Raw genomic sequence first — 20,037 nt, 5'->3', positions numbered from 1 at the left:
CTTCTCCACTACTTTTGCGCAAATATGGCTAATTGCGCTAGCACCTCTGCTTGCTTTGCCTTGGCTTCTGCAAGTGCGCTAGCGTTGGACTCTAGGACATTTTTGGGGGCATTGGCTTTGAATTTTTCATTAGATTCTAGGGCTTGGAGCTTATTGATTTCTTTTTCAAGCTTTAGATTTTGGCTATTTAGGCGCGTGATGATGGGAGCTAGATCAATGCCCTGCAATGGTAGATAGCTTTTAATTAGCGATCCAATATCTGCCACGCAGTCTTTATCTAGCCCATTTTGCGCCTTTGTATCCACGCACTCAATCGCGCCTACTTTAGCAAGCTTGCAAATCGCCTGCAATGCGCTAGCAGAGAGCCTAAAATCCGTGGCGATATAAGCTCGCTCGATGGGTTTATTTGCTAGATCGATTAGAGCTTTAACGCGCCGCAAGGAGACAATGGCATCTTTGATATATGCGTATTCCTGCTCTATCGCGCTATCTTGGGACACTTCGCTAGGGTAGCGCGTGATCATTATCGACTCGCTGGATTCTAGCGCACTGCCGCGCAAGGTGTGGTAGAGTGATTCTGTAAGAAAAGGCATATACGGGTGCAAAAGCTTCATCGCTTCTATCATCACCGCGCCAAGCTCGCAAATGGCTTCCTTTTGCGCTTTGGCAAGCTCGATACACCAATCACAAAACTCCCCCCACAAAAAGCGATATGCCACACTCGCGCCATCATTAAAGCGGTAGGATTCTAGCGCGGCTCTAAGCTCCTTTGTCGCGCTATTTAGGCGCGATTTGGCGTAGCGACCAAGCGGGCTTTGGTAGGCATTTAGAGACTCTAGCTCGCTAAATCCGCTAAAGTTAGGATCTGCTTGCCTAGCATAGAGCAGCAAAAACTGCGCGGCGTTATAGAGCTTATTGGCAAAGTTTTTAGCCAGCTCTAGCTGGGATTTTGCTAGGCGCACATCTCGCCCTTGTGCGCAGGAATATGCCAAGCCAAAGCGCAAGGAGTCCGCCCCATACTCCTCTATCATCGCCAAAGGATCGATGACATTGCCCTTGCTTTTGCTCATCTTTTGCCCAAACTCATCTCGCACAAGCGCGTGCAAATACACATCTCTAAAGGGCAGCTCCCCTAGCAGACTCTCCCCGCTAAAGAGCATTCTCGCCACCCAGAAAAAGAGAATATCAAAGCCTGTGATAAGCAAAGAGTTAGGATAAAAGCGCGTAAGATCATTTGAGTCATACAGCTCCTTGCACGCGCCATTATTCCCCCAGCCAAGCGTGCTAAACGCCCACAGCCCCGAGCTAAACCAAGTATCTAGCACATCAGGGTCTTGTAGCACGCTAGAGTGGCATTTGGGGCAGGCGGATTCTCGCTCATTTTTGCTAGCAAAAATATGCCCACACGCGCTATTTTGGCAATACCACACCGGGATCCTATGCCCCCACCATAGCTGGCGTGAGATGCACCAGGGGCGGAGGTCGCGCATCCAAGCGTTGAAATTATTTAACCACTGCGGCGGGTAGAATCTAGCCATAGGCGTTGGCTTTTGCGCTTGTGGCGATTCAGCTTTTGCGTTTTGGGCGTTGGCTTTTTGCGAAAAAGCGGGGAGTTTGTGGCTCGCTTCGTCGATAGACACTCGAGTCTTATCTCCTTGCTCGCCACTGCACAACCCCGCTTTTTCATCAAAAATCCTTCCGCCTGCGAGGTTTTTGTCAAACACATTTTCTACTCTTTCGTTTTTCAATCCTTCCGCCTGCTGGGTGGTTAGATTTGTGGCATTTTGGATAAAAATCCTAGAATCCTTTGCTGGCTCGCTTAGATTTTGGGCTTCATTGCTAGAATCCGCTTTTTCTAAAGAAACTGCGTTTTGACTCTCGGCGTTTTTTCTGTCATTGCGAGCAAATGCACTAGCATTTGCGTGGCAATCCATAGATTCTGCGCTAGCAGAATAGTCTCCACTAGAATCCACTTGCGTGGTTTTGTGGATCGCCACGCCGATTTCATCGGCTCGCGATGACGATGAAGCGAATTTTTCACACTCGGCGCGATTGTCTTCTTCACAGATTCTAGGAATTGCGGTGGGGCTGTGGGAGCTTTGCGGATTTTGGGGAAGGTTAGCGGACTCCCTGTCCGTGCCTTTCACAAAATCCGCAACACTGCCGCATTGCTCACCCAAAGCCGAATCTTTTTGAGCATTGACTTTTTTTATTGTCTCCCTTGCTATTCTCTCATCAATAAACCACTGCCTAGAAATATACGGCTCTATCACACTCCCACACCGATAGCACACGCCCACTTGGTTGCTATAAGGCTCAATTTTTTCCACCGCGGCTGCTTGCTGCAACGCCTCCACAATATCCGCCCTAGCCTCTAGCCTATCTCGCCCAGCAAAGCCCAGCGCATAATCATTTAGCACACCCTTTTCATCAAAGATCACAATGGATTCTAGTCCGTGGGCTTTGCCTACGGCATAATCGTTTTCATCGTGGGCGGGCGTTACTTTCACCACCCCTGTGCCAAACTCCATATCCACGGCATTATCTGCGATTATGGGGATCTCTCTGCCCACCAAAGGCAGCACGACACTTTTGCCCAGCAAATGCGTATAGCGTGTATCGCTAGGGTGTATCATCACCGCGCTATCGCCGAAAAATGTCTCCGGACGCGTGGTAGCCACAAGCAGCACTTCATTAGAGTCTGCCACAGGGTAGCGCAGGTGGTAGAGATGCGTCTCTTGCTCTTTATACTCCACTTCAATATCTGAAAGCGCGCCATCTTTGACACACCAATTCACCATATAATCCCCTTGGTAAATCAGCCCCCTTTCATACCACGCCACAAAGGCTTCTCGCACGGCATTTTGCAGTCCAGAGTCCATCGTAAAGCGCAGGCGCGACCACGCCGGGCTAATGCCTAGGGCTTGCATTTGTGTGATGATTTTGCCTCCGCTCTGCTCTTTCCACTCCCATACCTTTTGCAAAAATGCTTCCCTGCCTAGCTGCTCCTTGCTTAGTCCTTGTGCTAGAAGCTGCTTTTCTACGACATTTTGCGTGGCAATGCCAGCGTGATCAAGCCCGGGCTGATAGAGTGTAGCAAAGCCATCCATCCGCTTAAAGCGCGTGATGATGTCTTGCAGCGTGAAAGTAAGCGCGTGCCCTATATGCAGCACGCCTGTTACATTGGGTGGGGGCATCATTAGACAAAAGCTCTTTGAGCAATCGCTCACAATGCTAGCATTACCATCTATCTCAAAATACCCGCGCTCTTTGCAGATAGTATAAATGCTCTGCTCTATGGATTTGGGATCATAGCTCATTAGAATCCTTTGAAATGTAGTAGCTTAATGGCGATTGGCAAGCTCTTTTGCCAGCGTTTTAAACAGCTCGCCGCGCTCCTTGTAGGAGGAGAATTGATCGAGGCTGGCGGCAGCAGGGGAGAGGAGACAAACAAAGTCTTGGGCAAGCCTTGTGCTAGATTCTGCGATCATCGCCCAGATCTTTTCCATAGCGCGATCTAGCGTGCCGCATTTATGTGCTTTGACACTATGGCGTGCGGCGAGATCTAGGAGCTTTGGCTCATTGGTGCCGATAGTGAAGATCTCCACGCGTTTAAGCCCTGCTAGCAGGGTGAAAATCTCTTGCATATCCGTCCCCTTATCATCGCCCCCTAGGATCAAAAACAACGCGCGATCCTTATAGCGTGCTATCGCCTTTAGCGTGGCATCGATGTTTGTGCCTTTAGAGTCATCGACAAAGAGCCATTCCGCCCCAAACGCGCAGACATAAAACTCCTCCACCCTATGCGCCCCGATTGTAAAGCTAGCAAGCGTGGGGATAAAGCCAGCGGCAGCGATACTAGGGCATTTGCGCGAAAGGGCAAACGCACAGCAGAGCGCGACATAGGCATCAAGCAAAAATGGCTCAAAAAAGGGCAAGGTATCTAGGGCATTTGGCTCAAATCCTTGAGCGAGCAAATACGCGCGCAAATCACTAGAATCAGTGTAGAAAATTTTCTCCCCCAAAAACGCTTGGCATAAGCGATGATCGCGCAAATCGCTAGGCAAAATCGCCACGCTATGCGCTCCCATTCGCGCTAGAGGTGAGAGCTTATCGCACACATAGTTTTCAAAGCCATTGTGCCAGCTGATGTGATCAGGGCTTAGGGGCAAAAGCGCGTAGATTGCAGGTGTGGCGGTCCTTGTATAGTGCAGGGCAAAGGAGCTAGTCTCTAGAATCCACAAGGGCGTGTTTTGCTCATAGAGTGTGATGAGCGGTGTGCCGATATTGCCCCCAGCGCGTGCGCCATAGGGGGAGAGGAGGAGTTCAAGCATTTGGGTGGTGGTAGTTTTGCCATTAGTTCCGCTAATCCAGATTTGTGTGTGGGGCGTTGGCTTTTGCGCGCTTTTGCGGGAGTCTGCGGCGTGGGCTTGCTCATTATCGCCTAGATAAATCCCTTCGCCCACGCCTTGACAACCCGCAAAATCATCGCAAAATCCTGCCGCCTGCTGGGTGGTTAGATTTTGGGCGTTTTGGGTAAAAATCCTAGAATCCTTTGCTGGCTCGCTTAGAGTTGCGGCGGTGTCAAAAGTGGATTCTAGGTTTTTACAATCCTGCCGCCTATCTGCTTGGCTACAAAACACATTTTCAGCCCCTGCGTTCTGCGGCGTTTTTAAATTTGCGGCATTTTCCCTAGAATCCACTTTTTCTAAAGAAACTGCGTTTTGACTCTCGGCGTTTTTATCGTCATTGCGAGCAAATGCGGTAGCATTTGCGTGGCAATCCATAGATTCTGCGCTAGCTTTAGAATCCACTTGCGTGGATTTGTGGATCGCCACGCCGACCTTGTCGGCTCGCGATGACAGAGAGAGAGTTTCATCAGCTTGCGATGACAATTGGGGCGTTTTTCCAAAAGTGGATTCTAGGGGTTGCGTGGATCTTTCACACTCGGCGCGATTGTCTTCTTCACAGATTCTAGGAGTTGTGCTTGTTTGCTTATCCATCTCGGCGCAGGATTCTAGGATTTGCGATGAGAAAACAAGCGAAGCGGTGCAAGGCGGAGCCGCAGCAGGTTTCTTTAGTAAATCGGGGCTTTGCGAGCGCGTGCAAGAGCGCATACTTGAGGTATGTAACCGAAGCGCGCGCGAAGCAATCAAAGATTTATCGCGCAAAACAAGCGAAGCGGTGCAAGGCGGAGCCGCAGCAGGTTTCTTTAGTAAAGCCGAATCCACCAAAGAAGCCAAATCCCCACACAACCACCAAATGAAGTCATATTCACTAATTGCTTTCTTAGCCCCCCCAAAATACTTATGATCCGGCGGTATCCCGGGGCTTAGAATCTCTAGCACACTAGAATCCGCGCAAAACTCCCTAGAGTGCAGCAGCACATTCTCTACCCCCCCACCGCTAGAATCCACATTTTTCCCCTTATCATCATAAATCGCGCAAGCCTTCCCCAGCGCGTTTAAAAACGCCACGATAGGCTTAGTCGTAACGCCATAGCCCAAAATACTAATGGGCGCGCTAGATTCTAGGGCTTTGGCGATGTATTCAGCTTGCAGCTCTTTGGGCAGTGGCTCTAGGGGCATAGCAGTCCTTATCGCACTTTATCGCACCTTGAGACTTAGCAGGGCGATTAGGTTTGAGAGCAGCGCGATGATCCAAAAGCGGACGATGATTTTGTTTTCCGCCCAGCCCTTTTGCTCGAAGTGGTGGTGGATAGGAGCCATAAGAAACACGCGCTTTTTGCGCACTTTGTAGCTGCCAATTTGCAGCATCACAGACAAAGTCTCTACCACGAAAATTAGCCCGATTAGCAGCAGCAAGACTTCATTATTTGACACGATCGCCATATACGCCATAAAGCCCCCGATCGCCAAGCTCCCACTATCGCCCATAAAGACTTGGGCGGGGTGGCAGTTATACCAGAGAAAGCCTAGCAATGCCCCTATCATCGCCACGCCCACGACCATAAGCTCCCCAGCATTCACCATAGGCAAGAAGAGATACCGCCCAAACTCGACATTCCCCGAGAGATAGACAAAGACACACAGCGTAGCAAGGGCAAAGATTGAAGGCACGCACGCCAAGCCATCAAGCCCATCGGTGATATTTACCGCATTGCTCGTAGCTAGAAATACCAGAATCCAAAAGCTAATCATAAGCGCAGGATACGCGCTAAGGGTGAAAAGGGGCTTTTTCATAAAAGGGAGATAAAAATCACTCGCAAGCCCCGCGCCATAGTGCAGAGCCAAGCTCACGCCAAGTGCCGCTAGAAAGAGCAAGAGCATTTTCGCCCTAGCACTCATACCGGCATTAGATCTTTTGGCGATTTTCATATAGTCATCTCTTGCGCCGATAAGCCCAAAGATAAGCAGCGTGGCAACGCCCAAAATCGCATAGAGATTGCTAAGCTGGATACACAAAAGCGCGGCGATACTCGCAGAGATGATAAACACGCTTCCGCCCATTGTGGGGGTGTTGGACTTGGCTTTGTGCGTGGGGACATAGCTAGAGATAGGCTGGCTTGCCTTGCGAGCTTTCGCCCACGCGATAAATGCTGGCATAAGCCACACACACAGCACAAACGCGACAAAAAAGCTCACCCCTGCGCGGAAAGTAAGGTATTTGAAAATATTTATATCAAAATACGAGTAGAGATAATACAGCACACACACTCCTTACACAGCTGCCCACAAAGCCCACAGCCCACAAGCCTAAAATAAAGCGCAAATTATAGTAGTTTTACCTTAAAAAGTGTAGAATGCGCGATTTTTAAGCAAGCTACCTAGAATCCATTTTGATCTCTATGCTATCAAGCTATTTCAAGGAGTATTTGTGCCTCTAGTCAATCCCCAGAATCTCTCTTGCGCGTGTAAAACTACTGCGCTTTATGTAAGCCTAGTGCTTGTGGTGGCTAGCGTGGCGATTTTGCCTTTTTCTTACTCTTTTGTTTCTATCAAGCTTCCTGTCAATTTGCTATTTATCGCGCTTGGGGTGTTTGCGCTTGGATTTTGGCGCGAGTATAGGGGGCTTATGCGTGCGCTTGGGGGGATATGGTTTGCGCTTGTGTGCTTGCTTGTGGTAGTCATTATGGCGTATATTTCGCTCTTTTTCGCGGTGGATTCTAAGGCGACTTTGCAGGCAATCCGGCAGTATCTGCTAGAGCCTAGCCTTTTTCTTGTGCTTGCTTTTTTCATCGCTACAAAGCTTGATGAAAGAGGGCTAAGACTCCTGCTTCTAGGGCTTTGCCTAGCACTAAGCTATCACCCCATTGCTACGATATGGGATTTTTTCGCCAATGGTGGTGGGAAGTTTGGGTATAGGGCGACACTTAGTGCCTATACTATCGCAGAGACAATTTATGTGTTTTATCTCGTCTTTGCCTTTGGCTTAAGCTTGGCATTGAGTCTTTTTACCAAAGGTGCTGTAAAGCTTTTTGCCATTGTCTTGGTGTGTATCAACATAGCTGCGCTTATTGCAAATGGTGGGCGGTTTGCTCTTTTGGCTGGGCTAGCTATGCTTATTAGTCCATTTGTGCTGCTTGCGTATCGCTATAAACGACTCGTGCTAGGAGTGGTGCTGGCTTTATGCGTGGGGCTTGGATATGGTATTTACACGATGAGCAAAACTTGGGATGCACGCTACAATGTTTATAGTATGGTCAATAATTTTGCAGAAGTTTGGAGTGTCGCGCCAGCAGAGATGGGGCGATTTGCTCATTGTGATGAGTATTCTTGCTCTCCCCATTCGCTTGCCCCACACCCAAGCATTCAATGGGAGTATTCAAGCCTATCTAGACTCTCAATGCTAAAATCCACTTTGCTAGCCATAGCGCAAAATCCTTTCCGCCCCAATGGCTACCACTTCCAGCAGTTTTATCAAAATTTAGAGACAATTTTCCCCAAGACTTCCAAAAACTCTGTTTTCTTCTACCACTTCCACCACCACAATCACAATCGCTTTGCTTCATTTTGGTTTGAGTTGGGGCTGGTGGGGTTTCTTGGGGCGATGTTGTTGCCATTTTTTATCATTTATCGATTTTATCGCTTGCATTTGCGATTTACTAGCACATTTTCTAGCACAGATCGATCGCTTGTGCTTATCAATGGTGGTATTGTATTTGGGCTAATTGGGCTTGGCGTGAGCAATATATTTGACTGCATTCCTATCCGCGAGGGCAATCTTGTGCTATTTATCTTATTTGGGATTGTTTTAGCTGTATCGACACAATTACAAGCAAGGGATAGCTATGTCTAATATCTCTGTCATTATCCCTATCTACAATGTAGAATCCTACCTCGCGCAGTGTTTAGACTCTGTGCTAGGACAGAGCTATAAACATATAGAAGTCATTTGCATAGATGATGGCAGCACGGATTCTAGTGGGGCAATCGCGCAACAATACGCGAGCAAAGATTCTAGGATCATCTACATACAGCAGGAGAATCAAGGCGTAGCAGTAGCGCGTAATAATGGACTAGAGAGAGCAAGTGGAGAGTATATCGCCTTTATGGATCCTGATGATTTCTACCCCACCACCACGACCCTAGAGCGACTCTACACAAAGGCAAAGCACGCTAATGCGCTAATTTGCGGCGGTGGCTTTAGTGATTATATCAATGGCACAATAAAAACCACATACCCTAGAGAGTTTTATGGCTACACTTTCACGCAAGAAGGCTTTATTGATTATGATAAGTGGCAGTTTGACTTTGGCTTTCATCGCTTCATCTATCAAAAAGAGTTTTTGCTCACACACAATCTACACTACCCACCTTTGAAACGCTACCAAGACCCTGTATTTTTTATCCAAGCTATGCTACTAGCTAAGCGATTTTACGCACTCACAGACACCACCTACTGCTACCGCGTAGGGCACCAAGATCGCGCAAAATGGCAGGCAAAGCACTGGGGAGATCAAACAAAGGCAATGAGCGAGATCCTAGCCCTTGCCAAAGCCCACAATCTCCACACTCTCTATGATCTCACGCTATTTCGCGCCAGCATAGAGAGCCAGATACTTCTGCACCTAGTCAAGCGCGGCATTGCCCCATTGCCCCAGCTTATCGATCTAGCTAGCCTGCTTGATAGCAATCCAGCTAGAGTCAATAGCGACTATCCCTTATCCATATCTAAGCCTTACCCCACCTACTATGAAAGCCTGCTTTATGAGATTTCTACGCATATTGCCCAAAATATTGCGACCATAAATCTCTATCAATGTAAGCTTGGCAGAATCTTTACAAAAATTTTGCAGCAATATGCGCGATTTAAGAAGTGGAAAGCGCGTAGGAAATAGCAACTCCCCTTTGCTCTGCCCTACCTTAAAAGTGCCTATTTCGCGCCTTTGCGCGTGCGGTGTATCAAAAAAAAAAAAAACAGCTATAATTTCGCTTCCCCATTGATATATTTGATGATATGTTTGATACAAATTAAGGATATGCCGTGCCAGATACTCCCACGCCCAAAGACCCAGCCACCCCAAAGCCCCGCGCCACGATCCTTGTGTGCTACCATAAATTTTCTACACCTATCATCGCTAGCGAGATCCTACGCCCTATCATCGTAGGCGCGGCAAATATGGGCGAGGGAGCTAGGAGCTTGCAAGAGAAGCTAGAATCTAAACTGCCTAAAAATTTACGATTAGGGGGGGGGCAGATCGCGCTAGATTCTAGCTCTTCTCTGTCATTGCGAGGCGATACAATCGCCGAAGCAATCTATACAAACGCACAAAACGCGGATTCTACTCAAACGCACAACGAAGCTTTTTTAGAAATGGATTGCCACGCCGATACATCGGCTCGCAATGACAGGAGTAACGCACCAAACGCCAAAAATCCAATCAACTCGCAGGCGGAAGGATTTTGCGATGATTTTCTAAAGAAACCTGCTGCGGCTGCGCCTTGCACCGCTGTCGCTGGTTTTGTGGGTTGTCAAGCGGTGGGCGAAGGGATTTACCTTAGCGGTAATGAGCAAGCCCACCGCGCAGACTCCCGCAAAAGCGCGCAAAAGCCAACGCCCTTTATACTAAGAGATGATAGCGGGGAGAATATTAGCCACCTAAACGCCAATTTCTGCGAGCTTACGGCGATGTATTGGGCGTGGAAAAATGTGGATTCTAGCTATTATGGGCTGTTTCACTACCGCAGGATTTTGGATCTAAGCGAGCAAGCCCAGCAGATCCGCACAGACTATCCTATCATCGTCTCACCTCGCAGCTACAACCCTAAGCGACAAGGACTCACGACCGAGAATATCACCAAGCTCCTACAAGAATACGACATAATCCTCCCACAAGGCTACAAAAACCACTACAATCTCCCCTGTGATGAAGGGCTTGATAATTATGGGATCTATGCACACTACCACTACGCAAAAGATTTAGACAGGATCATCGAGCTTATCAAATCTCGCCACCCAGAGATGCAAGCCGCGCTAGAATCCACTCTTTTTACCTATCCGCCTAGGTGGCATATAGCCAATATTTTTATAATGCGCAAAGAGCTGTATTTCGCGTATTGTGAGTGGCTTTTCTCTCTGCTTTTTGACCTAAGCAAAGAAACTGATCTAAGCGACTATACTCCTTATCAAGCTAGGATTTATGGCTTCTTAAGTGAAAGAATGTTTAATATCTGGCTCGCATATCAAAGGCACACCCAAACCCTAAAAATCTTAGAAGCCCCTATGCTGCTTCTCACCAAGCATACCAAGCCCCTAATCGGCTGGGATATAAACGAAAAGCACAAGCGATTCTATCTCTTTGGGGTGCGTGTGTATAAAAAGAGCGTAAATCCCAAAAGCTAGGCTAGAATCCACTTTTGAAAGGTTGTTTAGCACGATTTTGAGGTCTGCAGTCGCCCAAAATCGCGTAGTCAATCGCATTGCTCGCCTAAGATAAATCGCAAATCCACTTTACAAAGGACATCGACAATGCCCAAGTCATTACATATTGTAGTTTGCACACATCAAGCTGGCTATATCTATGGCAGCGAGATTTTACGCCCTATCATCGTAGGCGCGGCAAATATGGGGGAGGACAAGATTCAAAGCCTGCAAAAAAGCATCGCGGCTAAAACGGGGGGGGGGGGAGCAGATTTTGCTAGATTCTAGCGGCGATAATATCTCTCATCTCAACCCCCACTTCTGCGAGCTTACGGCGATGTATTGGGCGTGGAAAAATGTGGATTCTAGCTATTATGGGCTGTTTCACTACCGCAGGGTGCTGGACTTTAGCGGCAAGACTAGGCGCAAAAAACGCCTTGATGTCAATCGCGTGAATGTCAAGCCTAGCGATATTGTGCGCAAATTTCGCCTAGATAGAGGCACGATCCTAGCCGAGCTAGAAAAATCCCCCATAATCCTAGCTAGCCCCATAATCGTCCCGCACGGCTTTGAAGTCTCATCTGCTATAAGTCAATACGACATCTACGCACGCGATCATCGCAAAAGGGATTTAGACATAGTCATAGACATTATCCGCGAGAAATTCCCGCATTTGGTAGAGTCTATGGAGGCAGTGCTTTTCACACCCGGCACGCCTCTTAGCTGGTGCAATATGTTTATCATGCGCAAAGATCTCTACCAAGAATACTGCGAATTTCTCTTTGGCACTCTGCTAGAAGCACAAGCTAGGATCGATCTAAGCGGATATAATGCCTACCAAAGCCGCATTTATGGCTTTATCGCCGAGCGACTGCTCAATGTCTTTGTGCGCTATAAGAGCTTCTCTGCTGGGATAATGCCAAGCTATAAGCACCACTTCGAGCTACGCGCCCCTAAGCCACTCTTTGGCACAGAGATCACAGGCGATACCAAGCGTATCTATGCCTTTAGCGTGCGTATCCACAAATCTAAAATCACTAAGGAGTAAATGTGAGAAATCTCATCGTAGGAGCAGGGCTTAGCGGGCTTGTGCTAGCCGAGCGGCTGGCAAATGACAGGGGAGAAGAGGTCTTGCTTATCGATAGGCGCGATCATATCGGGGGCAACTGCGCGGATAAGGATTGGGGCGGGATTTTGGTGCATAGCTATGGGGCGCATATTTTCCACACCAAAAGCCCTAAAGTCTGGGAGTATATCACGCGATTTAGCCTTTTCTACCCCTATATGCATAAGGTCTTTGGGCTTGTGCAGGGGCAGCTAGTGCCTGTCCCTTTCAATCTCAACGCGCTTTATGCGATTTTCCCCCACGCTCTAGCCAAAGAGCTAGAATCCACCTTGCTGCGCACCTTTGGCTTTGGCTCTAGGGTGAGTATTTTGGAGCTAAGGAAGCATAAAGAGCTAGAGATGATCGCGGAGTTTATCTATGAAAATATCTTCTATCACTACACGCTTAAGCAGTGGCAATGCCGTCCAGAAGAGCTAGATCCTAGCGTGTTTGCGCGCGTGCCGATTCTCATCGCTAAAGATGATCGCTACTTCCCAGCCGACCCGTATCAAGGCATACCACTAGAGGGATATAGCGCGGCATTTGCCAAGATGATCACCAATAAGCGCATAGAAGTGCGACTTGGCGTGGAGTTTAGCGAGCTGGGATCTAGGGGGATAGATGTGGGGGCATTTGATAGGGTGTTTTATAGCGGGGCGATTGATGAGTATTTTTCCTATAAATTTGGCGAGCTGCCCTACCGCAGCCTAGAGCTAAAGACACTGCGCCTAGAGAGAGAGTATTTTGGCAGTAATTCTGTCATCAACTACCCTAAAAACTACGACTTCACGCGCATAATCGAGCATAAATACTTCCTAGATACCAAGTCCCCTCACACTATCATCACTTATGAATACCCCAAAAAGTGGCAGCTAGGCGATGAGCGATACTACCCAATGCCCACCCAAGCTGCCAAAGCTGCCTATGAAGCCTATGCTAATGAAGCTAAAAGTCTTAAAAATGTCTTTTTCATCGGGCGTTTGGGGGCTTACCAATACTACGATATGGACAAGGCGATAGAAGCAGCACTTAATCTCTATGCAAGCTTGTAGCGATACAATTCGCACATTTCACCACAAGGAGACACAATGCTACACATTCTAAAGCGCAAGCTAACGACACTTCGCCATCTGCTAAGCCAGCTCCACAGGCTTCCCTACTTGCAAGAAGCCCTAGCCGATCCAAATGGGCTTGGTGGCTTGCAGCTACGGCTCTTTAATGCGCACATTCCGCAAGCATACTACGGGATTTTCTACAATATGCTTCTACACACTGATAAAAACTCCTTAAGGGGGGGGGCAGAATCTAGCTAGCCACAAGCCTGTCTGTGTCGATTGTGGTGCGCACGCTGGGCTCATTAGCGATATTATCCTGCGATGTGGCGGGCTTGTCCATAGCTTCGAGCCTAATCCTTTCCTTTTCAAACTCCTAGAATCTAAATATACTAGCTGCAGCGATGTCATCTTGCACAATGCCGCGCTCTCCACGCAAAATGGGCAAATGGAGCTACACCTTGACTCACTCGTCTCACAAGGAAGCTACCTTGCAGGCAGTGGGGATAGCAGAGACTGGGAGTGCGGGATCACTCATCAAGTAAAGACCATAGACCTATGCGAGTATTTGCAAAAGCTTTTGCAAGAAGTCCCCAGAATCTACTTCCTAAAAATCGATATAGAAGGCGCGGAGTTTGAGATTATGCATAAGCTTTTAGACCTAGACTTGCACGAGAAAATCGAGTATATCGCGTGCGAGACACACGAGCGGTATTTCAGCGATGGAGAGCAAAAGATAAGCGACCTACGCGCGCACATCGCTAGCAAAAATGCGAAAAATATCTTGCTTGATTGGATTTAGATTCTAGGAGCTAGAATCTAAACGCTGTGGATTACTAAAGAAGCTGTGGCTGCGCCTTGCTTTGCCACGCCACTGCTAGCGCAGCGGCTCGCAATGACAAAGCTTAGATTCTAGCTCTATCTTGCTCGCGGTAGGATTTTCAAAAGTGGATTCTAGGGTTTGCAATTTGCTATCGCCCTGCAAAAGATTCTAAGATTTGCGGTGGGGCTGTGGTTGCTTTGCGGATTTTCTAAAGAAACTTCGCTTCGCTCGTTTTGGGGAAGGTTAGCGACCTTGGCGGTCGTGCCTTTCACAAAATCCGCAACACTGCGAAACACAAAACTGAAAGCGTGAGATAGCCAAGCAACTAGGCAGCAAGATTTTCAAAAGTGGATTCTAGGATTGTAGATGAGAAATCGGGGCTTTGCAAGCGCGTGCAAGGGCGCATACTAAAGCGTATGTAACCGCAGCGCGCGTGAAGCAATCGCCGATTTATCGCTACAAGCCGAATCCACCATTAAAGCACATAGTGCGCTATGTCGATGATCCTGTGCGCATACCCCCACTCATTATCATACCACGCCATAACCTTGCACATATTCCCTAGCGTAAAGCTCAAATCCTGCGCGATAATGGCACTGCGCGTGTCATTGAGAAAATCACTGCTCACCCCATAGCAAGAATCTATCCCTAAAATCCCCTGTAACGCGCCTTGAGACTCTGCTGCAAAAAGCTCATTGATCGCCCTAGAATCCACCTTTTGCGATAAATACGCGCTTAGATCCACCATAGAGACATCTGCCACAGGCACGCGCACGCTATGTCCGTGGATCTTATCCTTTAGGCTTGGGAGGACTTTGTAGAGGGCTTTTGCCGCGCCTGTGGAAGTGGGGATAATGTTTAGCCCAGCGGCGCGGGAGCGGCGTTTATCGCTTGCGTGGGCGACATCTAGGAGACTTTGGTCGTTGGTGTAGCTATGGATTGTCGTAAGGCTCGCTCGCTCAATGCCAAACTCCCTCTCAAGCAGCATAGCAATGGGAGCTAGGCAGTTTGTCGTGCAAGAGGCATTAGAGATGATAGGCTGCCCAGCATAAGCGGTGTGATTGACCCCTAGCACAAAGGTAGGGGTATCATCAGTCGCAGGGGCAGAGATGATCACGCGCCGCACGCCTTTATCAAGGTGGTGGGCGACATCGCTAGATCGCAAAAATAGCCCGCTAGATTCTATCACCACCTCTGCCCCTAACGCGCCGAAGTCTAAATCAAGCGGATTAGCACAGGAAAAAAGCGGTATCTCACGCCGAGCTAGCGGGGCTTGGGGGGCTTGCTTGGTGGATAAATCTTGCAAGGCTTCTTGGCACTTTTGCTCGATGATAAGCGTATTATAGGGGTTACCTTGCTTCAATCGCACGCTTTGCCCTAGCGCGCCGTGCATAGAATCCTTTTCTAGCAGGTAGGCGAGATTCTCCGCATTTGCCACATCATTGATCCCTACAATCTCTATATCTTGCTCCGCGCCTTTTCCAAGAGCCGCGCGCGCGATCGCCCGCCCAAGCCGTCCAAATCCGTTGATAGCGATCCTCATTGATGAGCCTTTGTGCGTGGGAATTTGCGCGTATTATACACCATTAGCACGCTTGCGCCATAGCGACTTTAGCAAAGATTTATTAGAGTTTTTTTATAATGGCTGGATTTTTTGCCCGCCTAGATTCTACTTACAGATTCTACTTTGCAAGCGCAAAGAGTTAGACTTCACACAGGAGCTTTCAATGCCCAAACGCACGGATATTACAACGATTTTGCTTATCGGCTCAGGTCCCATTGTCATAGGGCAGGCGTGTGAGTTTGACTACTCTGGCACACAAGCGGCTAAAACGCTTAAATCCCTAGGCTATCGCGTGGTGCTTATCAACTCTAACCCCGCTACGATTATGACAGACCCAGAGCTAGCAGATCGCACCTATATCGAGCCTATCACCAAAGAAGTCGTGCGAAATATCATTAAGTGCGAGAGAGTCGATGCGATTTTGCCCACGATGGGCGGACAAACCGCGCTCAATATCGCTATGGAGCTGCACGAGAGCGGGGCATTAGAAGGGGTGCAATTCCTAGGGGCAAAGCCAGAGGCGATCAAAAAGGGTGAAGATCGCCAGGCATTTAAAGAAGCGATGCTAAAAATAGGAATGGATCTGCCCAAAAGCCACTATGCCTACACAGAAGAAGAAGCCCTAAAGGCTGCTAGTGAGATCGGCTTCCCGCTCATTATCCGCGCGAGCTACACGCTAGCAGGTGGGGGCAGCGGCGTGGCGTATAATATCCAGGAGTTTAAGGCATTGGCAAAGGCGGGGCTAGAGGCAAGCCCTATTAGTGAGATTTTGATCGAAGAGTCTTTGCTAGGGTGGAAAGAGTATGAAATGGAGGTTATCCGCGATAGAAATGATAATTGCATAATCGTGTGCAGTATCGAAAATCTCGACCCTATGGGCGTGCATACAGGGGATTCTATCACCATCGCCCCAGCCCTAACCCTCACAGATAAAGAGTATCAAAGAATGCGCGATGCCAGCTTCAAAATCCTGCGCGAAATTGGCGTGGATACAGGCGGAAGCAATGTGCAGTTTGCCATAAATCCACGCAATGGCAGAATGACGGTGATTGAGATGAATCCGCGCGTATCGCGCAGCTCCGCACTTGCGAGCAAGGCTACCGGCTATCCCATCGCCAAAATCGCCACGCTGCTAGCTGTGGGCTTTAGCCTCGATGAGATACAAAATGACATTACCGGCACGCCGGCAAGCTTTGAGCCTAGCATTGATTATATCGTTACTAAAATCCCGCGCTTTACCTTTGAGAAGTTTCCAAAGGCGGATTCTACCCTTAGCACGAGTATGAAGTCTATCGGCGAGGTTATGGCGATTGGCGGGAGCTTCAAAGAGAGCTTGCAAAAGGCGTTATGCAGCCTAGAGTGTGGCTACTATGGGCTAAACTCACTCACAGATGATCTAAACCTAGCACGCAAAGAAAGCCGCCGCCCAAATGCAGAGCGGCTGCTGTATGTAGCAGACTGCTTCCGCTTGGGGCTTAGTGTAGAAGAGGTGCATAGTCTCTGCCAGATTGATAGGTGGTTTCTCTCACAAATTAGCGAGCTAGTCGCCGCGCAAGAGTCTATCACAAGCGATGTGCTAAATGACCCTGCAAGGCTACGCCGCCTAAAATCGCAAGGCTTTAGCGATAAGATGATCTGCTATGAGCTAGGCAAAAAAGAGCGGCTAGAGATGAGTGAGAGCGAGCTGTATAATTTGCGCAAAGAGATGGGCATAGTGGCGGCGTATGAGGAGGTGGATACTTGTGCGGCGGAGTTTCTTGCAAAGACGCCCTATCTTTACTCCACTTTTGTGCCGAGTGGGCGCGTTGGCTTTTTACTAAAGAAACCTGCTTCGGCTTCGCCTTGCACCGCTTCGCTGGTTTTGGCTAAAAATGGCGATTGCTGCGGCGAGTCTGCGCTCATTACCACTCAAGGTAAATCCCTTGACTCGCCTTGCAAAGCCCCATTTTTAGCTCAAAAATCCTTCCGCGAGGATATTGCCCTAGAATCCACTTTTGAAAAATGCGAACAAAAAGCACAAAAAGTGGATTCTAGGGGTAACGCTCAAAGTTTAAACAAGTCGCAGGCGGAAGGATTTTGCGATGATTTTGTGGGTTGTCAAGCGGTGGGCGAAGGGATTTACCTAAGCGGTAATGAGCAAGCCCACCGCGCAGACTCCCGCAAAAGCGCGCAAAAGCCAACGCTAGCCAAAGTTATGATCATCGGCGGTGGTCCTAATCGCATCGGTCAAGGCATCGAATTTGACTACTGCTGCGTGCATGCCAGCTTCGCCCTAGCAGATCTAGGCGTAAAAAGCATAATGTATAACTGCAACCCAGAGACCGTAAGCACCGATTATGACACCAGCGATATGCTCTACTTTGAGCCTATTGACTTTGAGCGCGTGCGAGCGGTGATTGAGAGAGAAAAGCCTGATGGCATTATCGTGCATTTTGGAGGGCAGACACCGCTAAAGCTAGCAAACTCACTCACCAAAATCCACGCCAACATCATCGGCACAAGTGCCAAAGTCATCGACATCGCCGAAGATAGAGAGAAGTTTGCCCACTTTATCAACGCACTTGGCTTAAAGCAGCCAGAAAATGGCATAGCCTATACCAAAGAGCAAGCCTTCAGCGTGGCAAGCCAGATCAGCTACCCTGTGCTTGTGCGCCCGAGCTATGTGCTAGGCGGGCGGGCTATGCGGATCGTGCAAGATGCCGATGAGCTGCGCGTGTATATGGAAGAAGCCGTGAAAGTGAGCGAGGACTCTCCTGTGCTGATTGATAAATTCCTAGATCACGCTATCGAGCTTGATGTCGATGCCATAAGCGATGGCAAGGAAGTGTATATCGGCGGGATTATGCAGCATATCGAAGAAGCAGGGGTGCATTCTGGAGACTCTACCAGCGTGCTGCCAAGTGTGAGTATCGCAGAAAATCTACTTGAAGAGATCCGCCAAAGCACGCGCAAAATCGCCCTAGAGCTAGGCATTGTAGGGCTTATCAATATCCAATACGCGATCCACAAAGACACGCTCTATATCATCGAAGTAAATCCTAGGGCTTCTCGCACCGTGCCATTTGTGAGCAAAGCAAGCGGGATACCGCTAGCAAAGGTCGCTACACGCGTAATGTGGCAAGGGGATTTGCAAGAGGCTCTAAAGTTTTATGATACGCATAATCGCATAGACTTCACCAAATCCCCACTAGAATCCAAGCCCTACACACATATCGCGGTCAAAGACTCTGTCTTTCCATTTCAAAAGCTTAGCGGTGCGGACTTGCTGCTAGGACCAGAGATGAAAAGCACCGGTGAAGTTATGGGGATTTCTACAAGCTTTGGGATAAGCTTTGCCAAGGCGCAAAATGCTAGTAAAAATACCCTGCCAAGCTCTGGCAAGCTCTTTTTATCCCTAGCAGATTGCGATAAGCCCTATGCCACACAGATTGCTAAAAGCTTCATTGAGCTAGGCTTTAGCGTGTGTGCGACTGAAGGCACGCACAGAGTGCTAGAGAGCGCGCAAATCCCATCATCGTGCGTGCTGAAAATCTCTCAAGGTCGCCCCAATATCCAAGATTTGATTATGAATAATGACATCGCGCTTGTGATAAACACCAGCGATGATAGCCAGACCAAAGATGACGCCAGAGAGATCCGCCGCCAAGTGCTTAAAAGCTCTGTGCCATACTTCACCACCATAGCCGCCGCGCTTGTAGGCGCAGAATCTATCCGCGAAATCCAGCACAATGACATCAATATCCCGCAAGCATTGCAAGACTTCTTTCAATAAGAAGCCTAAAGAGCCTTTGGCAGAGTATGTCGCGCTATTGTGTGAGCGATACGCTCTGCTAGCGTTCCGCCCAAAGGGTGCTAGCTTTGTGGTGCTATCTAAAAATGAAAAACATAAGCAAATCCTAGAATCCACTTTTGATAAACCTGCCGAAAATAAAAAAGTGGATTCTAGTGATGAAGCTTTTTCATCGTCATTGCGAGCCGACTTGTCGGCGTGGCAATCCATACAAACAAAAACACACACCCTAGAATCCACTTTTGATAAAAACGCACAAAAAATACAAAGCATAGCTTCTTTAGCAAAAGTGGATTCTAGTGATACTCCCATTTTTGCTACCGCAAAAACTATAGATTGCCACGCCACTGCTACGCAGCGGCTCGCAATGACAGAGAAAAACGCCAAAACACACAAAGCCAAACTTTCCAAACAACCGCCGATCTTCCTAGCCCAGACTGACACCACCGCCGGCTTCCTCTGCTCCTCCCCCACGCTGCTCAATCGCGCCAAGCTCCGCCCAAGTAGCCAAGCCGTGCTAAAGACATTTGCTAGCTTGCAGTGCGCCACACAAGAGCTACGAGTCCCTATATCTCACCGCCACTTTGTCCGCCGCGCGAGCAAGACAAGCGTTATCCTACCTAGTAAAAAATCCTTCCGCATTGTCAAAGAGCCTTTACATAGGGAGTTTTTGCGCTATTTTGGGGGTCTTTGCTCCACTTCTGCCAATCGCACCAAAGAGCCATTTTCCCTAGAGTTTGCTCTGCAAGTAGCCGATGTGGTGATCGTGGATTCTAGGGGGCTGTATGAGGATAAGCCAAGTGCGATCTACCGCCTATCACGCACACGCAAAAGACGCGCTAGATAATAAGGCTCAATCTCACCACAAAGGATAAGTAT

General features: G+C 48.5%; 14 protein-coding genes. 10 read left to right on the top strand and 4 right to left on the bottom strand.

Annotated elements, in window-relative coordinates; genetic code table 11:
* Positions 1 to 8 precede the first annotated feature (8 nt).
* From NYG90_RS00845 to mraY, 3 genes are read right to left on the bottom strand one after another with little or no spacing between them, the layout of a single operon-like run.
* On the bottom strand, positions 9 to 3,320 hold the full coding sequence (locus NYG90_RS00845) for a valine--tRNA ligase (RefSeq protein WP_285256287.1): 3,312 nt from the start codon (positions 3,318 to 3,320) through the stop codon (positions 9 to 11).
* A gap of 24 nt (positions 3,321 to 3,344) precedes the next feature.
* Complete coding sequence (gene murD, locus NYG90_RS10555) at positions 3,345 to 5,588, bottom strand: UDP-N-acetylmuramoyl-L-alanine--D-glutamate ligase (RefSeq protein ID WP_434062718.1); 2,244 nt, start codon at positions 5,586 to 5,588, stop codon at positions 3,345 to 3,347.
* An 18-nt stretch (positions 5,589 to 5,606) separates the two neighbouring features.
* On the bottom strand, positions 5,607 to 6,671 hold the full coding sequence (gene mraY / locus NYG90_RS00835; protein WP_285256285.1) for a phospho-N-acetylmuramoyl-pentapeptide-transferase: 1,065 nt from the start codon (positions 6,669 to 6,671) through the stop codon (positions 5,607 to 5,609).
* 166 nt (positions 6,672 to 6,837) lie between these two features.
* Here mraY and NYG90_RS00830 point away from each other — a divergent pair, with 166 nt between their 5' ends.
* The 8 genes from NYG90_RS00830 (at position 6,838) to NYG90_RS00795 (ending at position 13,783) form a co-directional block, all read left to right on the top strand.
* Positions 6,838 to 8,259: an O-antigen ligase family protein gene (locus NYG90_RS00830; protein ID WP_285256284.1), complete on the top strand. Its 1,422-nt coding sequence runs from the start codon at positions 6,838 to 6,840 to the stop codon at positions 8,257 to 8,259.
* Positions 8,252 to 9,301, top strand: coding sequence for a glycosyltransferase family 2 protein (locus tag NYG90_RS00825; protein ID WP_285256283.1), 1,050 nt, complete (start codon positions 8,252 to 8,254; stop codon positions 9,299 to 9,301). The genes NYG90_RS00830 and NYG90_RS00825 overlap by 8 nt, the downstream gene beginning before the upstream one ends.
* Positions 9,302 to 9,447: 146 nt before the next feature.
* A complete protein-coding gene (locus NYG90_RS00820; RefSeq protein WP_285264551.1) occupies positions 9,448 to 10,806 on the top strand; it encodes a DUF4422 domain-containing protein in 1,359 nt (452 codons plus the stop codon).
* A gap of 126 nt (positions 10,807 to 10,932) precedes the next feature.
* Positions 10,933 to 11,112, top strand: a complete 180-nt coding sequence (locus NYG90_RS00815; protein WP_285264550.1) for a hypothetical protein — start codon at positions 10,933 to 10,935, stop codon at positions 11,110 to 11,112.
* Positions 11,099 to 11,872 carry a DUF4422 domain-containing protein gene (locus NYG90_RS00810; protein ID WP_285264549.1) on the top strand — a complete coding sequence of 258 codons (774 nt, stop codon included), beginning with the start codon at positions 11,099 to 11,101 and terminating at the stop codon, positions 11,870 to 11,872. Before NYG90_RS00815 ends, NYG90_RS00810 begins: the two co-directional genes overlap by 14 nt.
* Positions 11,873 to 11,874: 2 nt before the next feature.
* Positions 11,875 to 12,981: a UDP-galactopyranose mutase gene (glf, locus tag NYG90_RS00805; RefSeq protein WP_285264548.1), complete on the top strand. Its 1,107-nt coding sequence runs from the start codon at positions 11,875 to 11,877 to the stop codon at positions 12,979 to 12,981.
* A 36-nt stretch (positions 12,982 to 13,017) separates the two neighbouring features.
* Positions 13,018 to 13,242, top strand: coding sequence for a hypothetical protein (locus tag NYG90_RS00800; protein WP_023929617.1), 225 nt, complete (start codon positions 13,018 to 13,020; stop codon positions 13,240 to 13,242).
* A gap of 43 nt (positions 13,243 to 13,285) precedes the next feature.
* Positions 13,286 to 13,783 (top strand): FkbM family methyltransferase, encoded by a 498-nt coding sequence (locus tag NYG90_RS00795; protein WP_350338538.1) that lies wholly within the window; start codon positions 13,286 to 13,288, stop codon positions 13,781 to 13,783.
* Positions 13,784 to 14,279: 496 nt separating this feature from the next.
* Here the strand turns inward: NYG90_RS00795 and gap are convergent, their stop codons facing one another.
* Positions 14,280 to 15,347: a type I glyceraldehyde-3-phosphate dehydrogenase gene (gene gap / locus NYG90_RS00790; RefSeq protein ID WP_285264547.1), complete on the bottom strand. Its 1,068-nt coding sequence runs from the start codon at positions 15,345 to 15,347 to the stop codon at positions 14,280 to 14,282.
* A 184-nt stretch (positions 15,348 to 15,531) separates the two neighbouring features.
* Between gap and carB the strand changes: the two genes are divergently transcribed.
* On the top strand, positions 15,532 to 19,140 hold the full coding sequence (gene carB, locus NYG90_RS00785; protein WP_285264612.1) for a carbamoyl-phosphate synthase large subunit: 3,609 nt from the start codon (positions 15,532 to 15,534) through the stop codon (positions 19,138 to 19,140).
* On the top strand, positions 19,097 to 20,005 hold the full coding sequence (locus tag NYG90_RS00780; protein WP_285256276.1) for an L-threonylcarbamoyladenylate synthase: 909 nt from the start codon (positions 19,097 to 19,099) through the stop codon (positions 20,003 to 20,005). The genes carB and NYG90_RS00780 overlap by 44 nt, the downstream gene beginning before the upstream one ends.
* Positions 20,006 to 20,037 lie beyond the last annotated feature (32 nt).

It is taken from the genome of Helicobacter zhangjianzhongii, from assembly GCF_030249855.1.
Lineage (GTDB): Bacteria > Campylobacterota > Campylobacteria > Campylobacterales > Helicobacteraceae > Helicobacter_B > Helicobacter_B zhangjianzhongii.
The sequence above is the reverse complement of the archived record's forward strand: the minus strand, read 5'-3'. Positions and strand labels throughout refer to the sequence as shown.

Bases quoted from the DNA above. Each gene is read 5' to 3' on its own strand.
- NYG90_RS00780 (WP_285256276.1), top strand. From the start codon at position 19,097: ATGACATCAATATCCCGCAAGCATTGCAAGACTTCTTTCAATAAGAAG.
- NYG90_RS00800 (WP_023929617.1), top strand. From the start codon at position 13,018: ATGCTACACATTCTAAAGCGCAAGCTAACGACACTTCGCCATCTGCTA.
- gap (WP_285264547.1), bottom strand. From the start codon at position 15,347: ATGAGGATCGCTATCAACGGATTTGGACGGCTTGGGCGGGCGATCGCG.
- NYG90_RS00815 (WP_285264550.1), top strand. From the start codon at position 10,933: ATGCCCAAGTCATTACATATTGTAGTTTGCACACATCAAGCTGGCTAT.
- carB (WP_285264612.1), top strand. From the start codon at position 15,532: ATGCCCAAACGCACGGATATTACAACGATTTTGCTTATCGGCTCAGGT.
- NYG90_RS00845 (WP_285256287.1), bottom strand. From the start codon at position 3,320: ATGAGCTATGATCCCAAATCCATAGAGCAGAGCATTTATACTATCTGC.
- NYG90_RS00825 (WP_285256283.1), top strand. From the start codon at position 8,252: ATGTCTAATATCTCTGTCATTATCCCTATCTACAATGTAGAATCCTAC.
- murD (WP_434062718.1), bottom strand. From the start codon at position 5,588: ATGCCCCTAGAGCCACTGCCCAAAGAGCTGCAAGCTGAATACATCGCC.